General features: G+C 32.2%; 15 protein-coding genes. All 15 read left to right on the top strand.

Annotated elements, in window-relative coordinates:
- Window positions 1–99 precede the first annotated feature (99 nt).
- Complete coding sequence (locus SFA27_RS03150; RefSeq protein WP_407296234.1) at window positions 100–549, top strand: hypothetical protein; 450 nt, start codon at window positions 100–102, stop codon at window positions 547–549.
- A gap of 52 nt (window positions 550–601) precedes the next feature.
- A complete protein-coding gene (locus tag SFA27_RS03145) occupies window positions 602–1,171 on the top strand; it encodes a hypothetical protein (RefSeq protein WP_407296232.1) in 570 nt (189 codons plus the stop codon).
- A gap of 45 nt (window positions 1,172–1,216) precedes the next feature.
- Window positions 1,217–1,849, top strand: a complete 633-nt coding sequence (locus SFA27_RS03140; protein ID WP_407296230.1) for a tetratricopeptide repeat protein — start codon at window positions 1,217–1,219, stop codon at window positions 1,847–1,849.
- Window positions 1,850–2,082: 233 nt separating this feature from the next.
- Window positions 2,083–2,667, top strand: coding sequence for a hypothetical protein (locus tag SFA27_RS03135; RefSeq protein WP_407296228.1), 585 nt, complete (start codon window positions 2,083–2,085; stop codon window positions 2,665–2,667).
- Between the two features lie 108 nt (window positions 2,668–2,775).
- Window positions 2,776–3,312 carry a hypothetical protein gene (locus SFA27_RS03130; protein ID WP_407296226.1) on the top strand — a complete coding sequence of 179 codons (537 nt, stop codon included), beginning with the start codon at window positions 2,776–2,778 and terminating at the stop codon, window positions 3,310–3,312.
- Window positions 3,309–4,241, top strand: a complete 933-nt coding sequence (locus tag SFA27_RS03125) for a Kelch repeat-containing protein (RefSeq protein ID WP_407296225.1) — start codon at window positions 3,309–3,311, stop codon at window positions 4,239–4,241. The genes SFA27_RS03130 and SFA27_RS03125 overlap by 4 nt, the downstream gene beginning before the upstream one ends.
- Window positions 4,242–4,369: 128 nt before the next feature.
- Window positions 4,370–5,407, top strand: a complete 1,038-nt coding sequence (locus tag SFA27_RS03120; RefSeq protein ID WP_407296222.1) for a Kelch repeat-containing protein — start codon at window positions 4,370–4,372, stop codon at window positions 5,405–5,407.
- 214 nt (window positions 5,408–5,621) lie between these two features.
- Window positions 5,622–6,101, top strand: coding sequence for an ecotin family protein (locus tag SFA27_RS03115; protein ID WP_047379159.1), 480 nt, complete (start codon window positions 5,622–5,624; stop codon window positions 6,099–6,101).
- A 179-nt stretch (window positions 6,102–6,280) separates the two neighbouring features.
- Complete coding sequence (locus SFA27_RS03110) at window positions 6,281–6,673, top strand: DUF5071 domain-containing protein (RefSeq protein ID WP_407296218.1); 393 nt, start codon at window positions 6,281–6,283, stop codon at window positions 6,671–6,673.
- Window positions 6,674–6,807: 134 nt separating this feature from the next.
- A complete protein-coding gene (locus tag SFA27_RS03105) occupies window positions 6,808–7,491 on the top strand; it encodes a hypothetical protein (protein ID WP_156118490.1) in 684 nt (227 codons plus the stop codon).
- Between the two features lie 114 nt (window positions 7,492–7,605).
- Window positions 7,606–8,700, top strand: coding sequence for a hypothetical protein (locus tag SFA27_RS03100; RefSeq protein WP_047379161.1), 1,095 nt, complete (start codon window positions 7,606–7,608; stop codon window positions 8,698–8,700).
- Window positions 8,701–8,771: 71 nt separating this feature from the next.
- Complete coding sequence (locus SFA27_RS03095) at window positions 8,772–9,974, top strand: hypothetical protein (protein ID WP_407296216.1); 1,203 nt, start codon at window positions 8,772–8,774, stop codon at window positions 9,972–9,974.
- Window positions 9,975–9,991: 17 nt separating this feature from the next.
- The gene (locus tag SFA27_RS03090; protein ID WP_407296214.1) at window positions 9,992–10,651 is read left to right on the top strand and encodes a DUF2461 domain-containing protein; all 660 of its coding nucleotides are present in this window, start codon (window positions 9,992–9,994) and stop codon (window positions 10,649–10,651) included.
- A gap of 185 nt (window positions 10,652–10,836) precedes the next feature.
- The gene (locus SFA27_RS03085; RefSeq protein ID WP_156118491.1) at window positions 10,837–11,631 is read left to right on the top strand and encodes a hypothetical protein; all 795 of its coding nucleotides are present in this window, start codon (window positions 10,837–10,839) and stop codon (window positions 11,629–11,631) included.
- Window positions 11,632–11,743: 112 nt separating this feature from the next.
- Complete coding sequence (locus SFA27_RS03080) at window positions 11,744–12,319, top strand: hypothetical protein (RefSeq protein ID WP_407296212.1); 576 nt, start codon at window positions 11,744–11,746, stop codon at window positions 12,317–12,319.
- The last annotated feature ends 36 nt before the right edge of the window (window positions 12,320–12,355 follow it).

Genomic DNA, 12,355 nt, shown 5'->3' with positions numbered 1-12,355 from the left:
CTCGCTAAAATACCCTACTCCCCCATTTCCTATCCCCCAGATTTTACCTATATTTGTTTCTATAACGAGCAAATATGCAAAACTAATAACCGGCCGTTCATGAAACTCTATACTTTAATAGCAGTACTATTCTTGCTATCCTTCAGTTGTACTCAGAAAGACAAATACATTGTCGGCCAGGAATGGCAGTACAAAACCCGTCCTACGGAAAAAAGCTCAATTCTTAAAATTTTAAAGATTGAGGAATATCCTAAAACCGGAAAAGTAATTCATATTTCCATCAGTGGTTTGAAAATGAAAAATCCTGCCAGTCCCAAAGGTTTTGCAGAATACATCAGCCATATTCCTATATCAGAAGAAGCGTTAGACAAAAGTGTCACCAGCCTGAAAAATGAAACCCTCAAAAAGCCTGACTCTCTTGAACTCGACGGATATTCTTACTGGAAAAAAGAGTTTGACAAAGGAAATGCAGGGATATTTACTGTGCCTGTTTCTGAGGTTATAAACTCCATGGAAAAATCTATTATTGCGGGGGATTATACTCAATAAAACACCAATACTTTTTCCGCTGGCTGTACTATCACATCAAAATAGTGTTATAATGAAATCAAAAATTTTCTTTGTCTTTATCTTACTATTATTTTATAGTTGTTCAGTAAATAAATATAACAATGTTCCTGTCCAGGATGAAATTGATCATTCCCTTAAAAGCTTCACTGAAATTAAAAAAGAAGAAACAGATAAAAAATCAAAAGATATCACACTTGGATATTTTTGGGGAATTGGAAAGGATATGTATCCAACTTTTGAAAAACATACATTTGAAATTCCTAAATCTTATCAAAGAAATGAGAACAACTTCATTCTTAAAGTAGATTATTTTTTCACAAAAGATGACCAAACCAAATTCAAGTTGTATGAATGGAATGAAAATGAAAAAATAGAAACTTCTCATGAAATGTTTAATGAAAAATTCCATGAAATCAAAAAATATATAACTGAAAATCTTGGGAAACCATACCTGGAAGTATATGAAGATTTAGAAAAATCCAAAGAAGAAACAGTAAGAGATGATGTAGAATGGCACAGTAAAAATTTGAATGCCTTTTTATTCCGGTTCAGGGGAAAAAGTGGATTTGATCAAATACGTTTGCCAATTTATTGTGATTAAGAATATTTTTATGAACAGAAGAACATTAATAAAACAAAGCTATAAATGAAAAAAAAATTACTCTTAGGAATATTGTTCTCTGTTTCAATTTCTTTTCACATTAAAGCTCAGGATTTTCCACAAAAATTTGAAAAGGAATTTTGCACTTGTTTATCCAGTAAAACAAATTATACTGATGAAACATTTAAAACTTGTTCTTCTGAAGTAATGATAAAACTTCAGAAAGATTTTGAAAACTTCCATAACAACACAGCTAACAAAAACAGAGATGATTTCATGAAAGACCTTACGATCAGATTAATAAATAATTGTGATCCTTTCTATATTCATATGGCTGATGTAAAGAAAACAGGAATGGACAAATTTAGAAATGATTACAAAGAAATGAGTATCGATTCTCTAAAAAATAAATTTACTGAAACAAAGCTTTTATCTGATTATTGGGAAATAGCCAACTGGTATTTTGCTCATAATGAAAATGAACAGGCTGAAAGGATGTATAAAGAAATTTTAAAAAATGAACCTGATCAAATAGAAGCTGCTTATATGTTAGGAGCACTTTATGACGAATTGGGAAAGTACAAAGAGGCTAAGGTATTATATGACAAAGTGTATGAAAGTACAGGAAATATACAGTATAGATTATATTCGGAAATGGATTTGAAAAAGATAAAATGATTATTTCATTACAAACCATATTGCGGGAAACAAAACAGGATATTGTTTTGTTTCCCGCAACTTGTATAAGACTTCCGGAGTCCTCGGGAGATTACAAACAAAGTTGTTTTTAACTTCCTGAGAATTCGTTTGATGACAAACATATACGTTTGTAACTTTCGGAGAACTCACTTAATGAAAAACAGAATTGTATGTATTCTGATTTTAAAATCACCTATGTATATTTGAATACCATGAAAAATTTCATACTGCTATCATTTTGTCTTGTAATTTTATTCTCCTGTGGTAAGAAAAATAATGATCACAAAACTGAAAAACCTAAGGCTGTTCTGATAAAAATAGGATACTATCCCACCTTTCATCTTCCTGCTGAAACCATCTTAAATTTTACTGACAAATATTTGATTTTTTACAGCCCGGTTTCCTATAATCCTCCACCTCCCCCACCTCCAAAAGAAAATGGAGAAGAAAGGAGCGCTGAAGAAAAGAAGGAACATCTTGAATATCTTAATGGAAGGCCGGAACTGCAGCCTTTTAAAATTAAGCTGTCACAAAATGATATCGAAAGAATTCAGCGAATATCAGAGTCCTTTACATCAGAAGATTTTAATGATAAGGATTTAAAACCTGCCACCGATGGGATGTCAACAAACATTATCATTCTATACCCCAATGGAAAATTAGTTCAAATCAACCCTATGAACGCTCCCAACGAAAAACAAAGAGCGTTATACGGAGAGATTTTAGATCTCCTCATTGAAAAGAATACGAATAAGAATAATGCTGTTATTTTACAAAAAATAAAAGGATATCACTGATGATTTTCTACCTCTGCTACGCAGAGTTTTCTGACTTTACTACTTCTTTAAAAATGATCTCACTTTAATATTTTAACTTAGCAAAATTCAATTGAGTAAAAACATAACATGGTAAAATCAAAAATAAACTTTGAATCATTTTTAATTATTCATTTCTTAACCTTCATACTATCTCTGGTTTTTTCAATCATTATTTACTCTAATGTGAAAGGACTAATAAGCGCCTTCAATATAATGATCATATTAAAAACAGCTTTTCTATTAGGTGCTTTATTTTTTATATGGACTTTCTTTTATAAAATTCATACGAAGATTATAATCACTAAAGAAGATATTATATTTCAAAAAATATTTAACTGTAAAAAATACAATTTCAACGATCTAGAATATTTCTTTGAAAAACAGGAATTTGCAAAGCATAGGAAATATAACACATTGTTTCTTGTGAAAGAAAATAAAATTATTGAAAGGATTTCAGGCTTTGAATATTCAAATTATGAAGAATTAAAAAGCAAAATTAAAATATCTGAATCCAAAAATACAGAAATATATTTTTATGATTTAATAAAAGTATTGATAGGGTTGAATCCTAAAGTCAGAGCAAAGAACCATAAAAAAACAAACACTAAAACTTACTACCATTGAAAACAAAATTATTATTCCTGTCATTTTTGGGCTCATTGCTGGCCCATGCACAAACGCTTCATTTTCAAAAGCTCGCCGGTATGTCAGCAGGCAGAGGGGCCATAGCAAGTGTAATAGTGCATGATAATATTTATGTGTCCAATGGCTATACAGCAGATAACGAAGTCAATTATATTGAGAAATATAATATTACCGATAACAGTTGGAGTATTCTCAATACTACTCTAAGTTCCAAAAGATTTGCTAATTCGGAGGCTTACAATAATAAGATCTATATTTTTAACGGTTTGGGAAACTGTCATCTTGAAATTGTAGATCTTGAAACCAATACCGTAACCGAAGGAGCAATTAATCCTTATTATGCCGGCGGTTCCGGTTCTGTCATATATAATGGTAAAATATATGTGTTTGGAGGCAGCGGATTAAACGGGGCCCCTATATATTCTGATAAATTTCAGTATTACGATATTGCTTCAGATACCTGGCATTCATTACCGGATATGCCCATAGCCAAAGAAACAAAAGGTAAGGTTGTTAATAATAAACTGTACGTCATTGGTGGTTTTAACGAAAATTCTTCTAATCTGATAGATGTTTACGACCTTAACACGAATCGTTGGACCAATCAATATAAAATGCCTGTTGGGATATCCGGGCATTCATTAGCAGTAGCCGATAATAAGATTTTCATTGTAGGTGATTACAGTAATCAGGATTTTCTGGCCTATTTTGATACTACTACCCATAAATTCTATCAGTTATCATCCGATATGATTCCCAGAAGACACGCAGCAGCAGAAGTATATAACAATAGATTATACATCATCGGTGGAAATACAACCACTCTTCCTTCTTCCTCTATTAAAAGCACACAAGTGGCGGAGATTAATGAAATAATGTTCAATTTGAATATCCCGCTATCTCCATAGACGAGAAAACCATCAGTAAACGTTTTGCTTACTCCTCCGCAAAGCCGGGAGACTTTGCGCCATCAAAAAATAAAATCCGGAGTCTCCCACTTCAGATTCAGCTTTTACATATATTTGTTTCTATAAATATGCAAAACAAACACTTAACCTTAACGCCATTGAAAACAAAATTATTATTCCTTTCATTGTTGGGTTCAATGCTAATCCATGCACAAACGCTTCAATTTAAAACTCTCGCCAATATGTCCGTGGGCAGAGGAGCCACAACCAGTGTAATCGTGAATGATAATATATATGTAAGCAATGGATATCAGGAAAACAGCGGTAATGCAAACTATATTGAAAAATATAATATTACTGACAATAAATGGAGTGTTTTCAATTCTTCTCTGCTTTCCAAAAAATTTGCTAATTCGGAGACTTACGATAATAAAATTTATATTTTTAACGGTTGGGGAAACAGCCATCTTGAAATTGTAGACCTTGAAACCCAGAAGGTAACGAAAGGAGCTGTTAACCGTTCCTATACTGGAAATGCAGGCTCTGCCATCCATAATGGAAAAATATATGTGTTTGGGGGCAGCGGATTAAATGGAGCCAAAAACACTGTATTTTCTAATAGATTCCAGTATTATGATATTGCTTCCAATACATGGCATCCATTACCGGATATGCCCACAGCCAGAGAAACAAAGGGCAAAATTGTGAATGATAAATTGTATGTCATTGGTGGTTTTAATGGTACCTCATCCCGACTGATCAATGTCTACGACCTCAACACTAATCGGTGGACCAATCAATACACAATGCCTGCTGGAATATCCGGACATTCATTAGCCGTATCCGGTGATAAGATTTTTATTGCAGGAGGATATAATAATCAGACTTTTCTGGCCTATTTTGATACGACAACCAATAAATTCCATCAGTTATCCTCCAATATGATTCCCAGAAGACACGCTACAGCAGAGGTATATAACAATAAATTATATATCATCGGCGGAAGTACAGCGTCTTCAACCAAATCAGCGATTAAAAGCTTACAAGCAGCTGATATTACCGAGAGTGCCCTCTCTTCAAATACAGCCAATGAAGTTCGTGAAACCAAAACAAGAGTGTATACCAATGCATCCAAAGATGGGTTTATCATCAACAATAAAAAATAATAGTAACCAATTTGAATATACCGTTTACCCAACAGATGGGAAGCTGCTCAGTAAAGGCTTTACAGCAGATCAAAATTTTCAGATAATATTAACCTTCAAACATTATTATCAATTCCGTCATTCGTTTCAAAAAATAATCAGGAGACCAATCCAGAATGTAAGATATGTTGTTCTACGGAAGGGATTATTCAATAAATAAAAACAAAATTTACACATGAAAAATATAATCTTATTTATTTCTATTCTATATTCTTTCAATCTGTATTCACAGGAAAAGCCCAATTATCCGGAGCCTGAAAAAGGAATGAAAAGAGTTGATCTCAAGCTTCCAAAAATTGAGAATTACAAGGACTATAAAGTTGAAATCAGATTTGGGATGGAAATGGAAGTTTCTGAATGCTCATCTGCTGAAGATTTCAGTTTTAATAGTAAGAATTTAGTAGAAAAATTTGCAATTCAACCATACAGATACCCTTACTACGAATTACCCAAAGAAATGCCGATAGAGATGCTAACCTTTAACAAGTCGAATTGTGATGAAACCAAAAAGGTAAAAAAGAAGGTTTTAAGTTCTCAAAATATCTTTAGAGAATATAACGGATATTATGCGATTCCATTCTATATTCCTGAAAAATGGACTGTAGAATATAGACTGTGGAAAGTAAATTCAGAATTTAAAAATGTGGAACTTTAAAAAATCATTTCAAATAGTGTATGACTAAAATGTGTAGTTGCTGGATATTTTTTTAAAATCTTTCTGTTAATAGTAAAAAACAATAACTGACAATCGTACACTAAAAAATACTCTGATTAAAATAAATCTAAAGTTTGCAGACCTCGAAGAGCAAGTAGAAATTATAAAAACAGCTAAAAATGATTGAAAATATTAAAGATTTAATTCCAAAAAATAAAGGTGATTTATCTACAGCTCAAAAACTAAAAAATTATTCCCATGAAGATCTAAAAGAAATTGTTCCAGATTTACTTGAATGGCTGCAAGATCTTAACTGGCCAGTTGCAAAGCCTGTTTCAGAATACTTAGAAAGTATCAATGATAAAATTACAACAGAGTTACTTTCAATTTTAAAAAACAACGAAGATGAAGTATGGAAATATTGGATCATTACTGTTTTTGGCCCTATTACGCAAAGTCCTATAATCAAAAGTGAAATAATTCGGATTGCTGCTTCTCCAACAAAAAATGAGATGATTCAGGAAGTAGATGAAGTTGCAAAAGGAATTATGAATAGTAGAAATTGGAAATAAAAACTATTGCCCACCAAGTCTCCAGGCTCTATACCAGTAAAATAAAAACATTCTCTTTAAAATACCTCTAAAGCATTCTAGCTTCAGAGTCTATTTTATTATAAACAACAAAAATATTATTCTAATCCGTAGATTTGAAGACTAATAACTATAATATGACTGCTCAGGAACTTGAATTATTATTAACTGAAAGAGTTAAAACACCTGATTTAAAGAAGACTGCATTCGATACTCTTCATAAAATACTGTCAGAAAACCCTGAAGATCCTATCGGTGGGTTTGAGCTTAATGAAATCACCTTACAGTTTGACGGATATCAATACCTGATCAACAAAAGATACGGTGGACCGATTATCAGAACAAGAATAGGTCTGTATGTAAAAAACGAAGTTTATCTTGATGATTTAGAACCCATTGGTTATTACGAACTTGAAACAGATCTGGATGGTGAAATACAGGACGATTGGTTTATCATAGAAAGTGAAAAATACATAAAAGACATTGATATTATTTCACATTTTCAATACATGCATCAACAGATGCCGCTTCAATATTTGAAAAGAAATCATATTCAGCATAGATTTGTCTCGTACATTTCTTTAGCAGGAACGCTATTCATAAGCAAAGAATTTCAGGGCGCAGGAATCTTTATCCATAGAGCAAGAGTATTTTTAGAAACAGATCAATCCTCACTTGAAGAAGCCTATTTAAAGCAGTCAAAGAAATTTTTGAAAATGATGAGTAACTACCTGATAGAAAACAATCTGATCTCTGAAGAATTGAAACGAAAATTAACAGAAAATACGAGCAATGGCTAACAATGAAAGAGCATAAATTAATTTTTCATGTCTTCAGGCACCAGAGAATAGATTATTTTTTATTAAAAATTTATCCACAAAAACTTAAACCGATAACAATACTTGAAACTACAAATGGAAGACATTTTCAGAAACTACGAAGAAACAATATCCCGAAAACACAGCATTGGTTTTACACCTAAATATAAAGAGGAATTCAGAACATTTGTCAACGAAACACTTTTCATTGCCATCGCAGAAAAAGCATTTGAAAAACTGCACTGGGATGTAGTGTATAAAGATGATCACTCTATAGAAGCAAAATATAAAGAAACAAGCTGGATGAGCAATCGGTGGACAGAAATTATTACCGTCCATTATAATAAAGGTTCCATTTCTGTAAAAAGTGAATCTCTTGGTAACGAAATATGGGATAACGGTAAAAATTCTAAAAGAGTGAAACTATTTATTTATGCTTATCAGGAAACCTTAAAAACGTTCAATATGCAAGCGCTTAAGGATCTCGAAAAGGAAATAGAAAAGAAAAACAACTGGGATGACTATATAATTCCTGAAACGCTTCCCCAACCAGCACCAGTAAAAACCCCTAATATAACACTGCCAATTATAGGTGGTGTATGCGTTTCTTTGATTATTGGTTTTCTGGTAGCATGTCTTTCCATAAAAGGTTTATATTTTATTGGTCTTTTTGAGTTTCTTGTAGCAACAGCTCTTGTTTTTGTGATGAAATATTTAATTAAATTCTCAAATTATACTGATCTTAACAAACTGTTATATCTACTAGGTGGAATGATTGTACTAACGTATGTTTCAAACGAATATTTTCAGTATGAAATAATTCTGAATACCAATAACGTGGAAAGAATCGGATTTTGGAATTTTATACAAATAACTTTTTTGCATGGTTTTACAATAAATAAAGTTAATCTCGGATGGGTTGGCTGGATTATTATCTGGATTGTACAACTTGGGTTAACAGGTATTTTTGTTTACTTTAGGCTAGTCTCTGTACTTACAAAATATGCCATTGAAAGAGTGCCGGTGGAAGTGGTTGATTTTACATTTTATCTTCTCATAAAAGATAAATCAGAAGAGGAAATCAGAACAGAGCTTTCTAAAAAAGGATGGGCAAGTGTACAACATCAGAATGAAGCTTTTGAAGCCATTGCAGGTCATCAAAATGTAATAACACTGAGTAGGATTAAATAAGATTCAAGATTATATATAACTTCTAGCTTTGAGCAAATAAACTAAGCATTTTATACAGCCAAACATTCTATATGGAAATTAAAGCAGCTCTCGAAAAATATAAAATCACTGGTGACTACTTTGCTTCTGATTATGAGCGGGAGAATAAGGTCTTGGCTGAATTCAAAGCACATAATCAAAATTTATCCGAAGAACAAACAACTGAATTGGTAAATCTTCTCCAAAGTGATATTGAAATTTCAGACAAATATTTCGTAGCTGACTTGCTTTATTTATACGACAGCTTCAACAGAGAATTATTTGAAACTCTATTAATAATAGCAATACATTATATAGATTCTAGTTTCAATAGAATATTCTTAAGACCTTGCCTAAGAGTCTTTGGAACTAATGAAGTAGTTGATAGTCTTTCGGATAGATTCAATCAAGCAAACATTATTGAGCGGATAGGAATTTCAAAATTAGTATATTGGTTACGAATCCATGAAAATGGCAATATAGATAAGCTAGATCATACAATTTTTAAAAAAGCCAATCAAACCTCAAATTTAATAGAGCTTTATCATTATAAGTTACGCTACGGAAACAAGATAAAACATGGAAATAATATCCCTGACAACGCTGAAGATCTTATTAAAGTTATCAAAGGAAACAAAGAATATGAAGAACTATTATTTGACAAGCTTGGCTGGACAAAAAACATCCAAATGCTCATAGAAAACAAAGGAATACAAACAGACCTGTTTTACGTCCCTCCGTTTACACTCAATGAAGGAGAAATTATTGTTATAAATCTTTTCAACGGAACACACTTTTATAAAACGGAAATGTTTCTTAAGGATCTATTTTGTGGTAAGACATACCATGAAAATGTTATCATCCATAAAAAAATGACTTTTGCTGAACATTTCAGAGAATCTAAGTTTAGATACATTTTTTATCCTATGACTGTGGGAGAATACTTAAAGAAGAATGCAAATCCTGCTAGTCCTTATGCCTTAAAAATTTACGAGACGGAAGGGATCAATAAAAAAATAAAAGTCAATACACTTACAGGCAGCCCGAGACGGCTATTATCATTGTATACTACTCTTTCAAATACAAATAATATTATTTTTGATTTAGTTGGACTAGGCCCCGATGGAGCGAAAGAAAATTATAAAATAGTAAAGGAAGTGGTGAAAAAAGGTGGTTCAGCAATTTTACTCGATGGATATGATGATATGAAAAACTACTGTACAAAATACATTGAGCTACAATGGACACAAGCATAACCTCACTTAATAAAAATATGAAAAAAACATTTGAATTTCTCACCCATTTAAAAGAAAACAACAATCGGGAATGGTTTGCCAAGCACAAATCTGAATACGAATCCATTATAAAAGAAAACAAAGTTTTTTTTAATCAGATCTATACCGAACTTCAGGAATTTGATAACCTGAAGGGAATCCATATTTTCAGGATTTACAAAGATGTTCGTTTTTCAAAAGATCAGACACCCTATAAAACCAATTTCGGAGTTGGATATTCACGCTCAAAACCGATGTTGAGAGGCGGATATTATATTCAGCTGGAACCGGGCAACAGTTTTGTAGGCGGCGGATTTTGGAGTCCGGAAGCAAAGGATTTGCTCCGTATCCGTAAAGAGTTTGAGATCAGCAGCTCAGAAATTGAAAAAATTACCTCAGATAAAACTTTTATAAAATATTTTGGAGAGCTTAAAGGAGATTCTGTAAAAACAGCACCTCGTGGTTTTGATAAAAATCATCCGTCCATAGATTTGATCAGAAAAAAACAATTCCTGGTAATGCGGAAATTTACAGATAAGGAAGTTTTGTCAGCTAATTTTCAAAAGGAAGTCCTTCTCACCTTATTGGCAATGCGCCCTTTTTTTGATTACATGAGTGAAGTACTTACCACTGACCTCAATGGAGAACCTTTATTTTAAATGGGATCAGTTATTATCAAAAAATTAATAGATTCATTCAAAATTGTTCTGAAAACCAGAATGTTTTTTTATATAATCTACCACAAAAGGGTTATTGACAGGTAAGCTTATGCTTGGTAATTTTGATTATTGAATGTTTGAAACAAAACATGATCAGAAATTTACTAACCATAAAAACTTATACCATGTTATCAAATACCGGAACCGTTTCATTCTATCTATACCTGTTCTTTATTGTGATAGGTTTGCTGTCCATTTTTATAGTGTATTATCTGATTAAAAAAGGAAGCTTAGATCCAGATAAACTTGAGAAATTTTTAAACTACTTCAAATGGGTGATCATAACTCTTGCTATCAGTACTGTCACTTTAATTGTAACGGATCTATTTAAAGAGAGGGATCAGGATATTAAAGAACTTCAATATTTTGATAAATACGTAAACGATGTTAAAAACGAAGAAAAACCATTGGTAAGACTTCAGCTTGCAAAATACCTTTCCATAGTAGCTCCAAGCGGTGAAATGAAAAAATCCTGGACCAATTATTATGCTACTATTAAACAGGAGTATGACGATTATGTAGAAGCACGGAGCAACTTAAAACAAGACACTCTGAAAGCAAACCCAACTCCCAAACAGATAAAACAAAATGAAGAGAACCAAAGAAAAGTAGATTTATTCGAGACCCCATTATCAAGTACTCCCAATAATGCTGAATGGTTTATTATAGCAGCAGGTGATAATGATATAGATAGAGCCAATATCAATCTTGGCAAAGCAATTAAGATTAACCAGAATTCAAATATAATTAAAAAAGGGAGCTCATTCAGAACAGTTCTGATGGGATACACCTCAAAACTTGAAGCCGAATCGCAGTTACAAACTGTCCGAAAGGAAATTAGCCCCACGTCATATATTGTCAGAAAATCCACCTGGTGCAATACCATTGAAAGAGGCAGCGAATGTTTAATTTGCAAATAAAAATATTTAGAAATTTTATCATACCGTTCTGAAAAACAGAACGGTATTTTATTTTTAATCTTAATATTACTATTCTAACATTTATATGTAGATTTGAGTACTAATCAAAACCATGAAATCTCTCTTCTTATTATTCTTTTGCGCTGTCATCCTGGGTTGTCATTCATCAGATAAAATTGAAACTATTAATTCTAAGCACACATTTGAAATCGTTAAGGCAACAGATTCAACCTCTTTTCTACACTGGAGTGATGGAAAAAAGACTTATCGTTCTTCAAAGCCAGTTAGTAACAATTACCTTGATCACAAAACGAAATTACAATGGAGCAATGATCAATATATGTGTCTCAAACATTCAAATGGGAGTGATACGTGGACAGATTTAATTTTGCCATTTAACAATAACGAGGTCAAGTTATATGAAAATACTCTGGCTTATGATAAAGTAAACGGCATTGTTATCTATGAAACAGACTCTCTCCCTTATAAATTAGTTGCAGAAAATATTACTGGAAAGAAGAAACAATACCTGGGAGAACACTGGAAAAACTGTTCAAGCCTGTTTCCCCATTATTGTATTGACAGTATATATGTTGAGAATAAAGAACTTTATGTAGATTGGGTTTTACCAAACAAAATAGATCAACCTAATACAGCAGAAGTACAAAAAGTGAAGCTAAATTTCTGATGTTAACAATAACTAACCATGAAAAACATATCCTTA

The sequence above is a fragment of the Chryseobacterium sp. HR92 genome, assembly GCF_045689405.1.
Classification (GTDB): domain Bacteria; phylum Bacteroidota; class Bacteroidia; order Flavobacteriales; family Weeksellaceae; genus Chryseobacterium; species Chryseobacterium viscerum_A.
The sequence above is the reverse complement of the archived record's forward strand: the minus strand, read 5'-3'. Positions and strand labels throughout refer to the sequence as shown.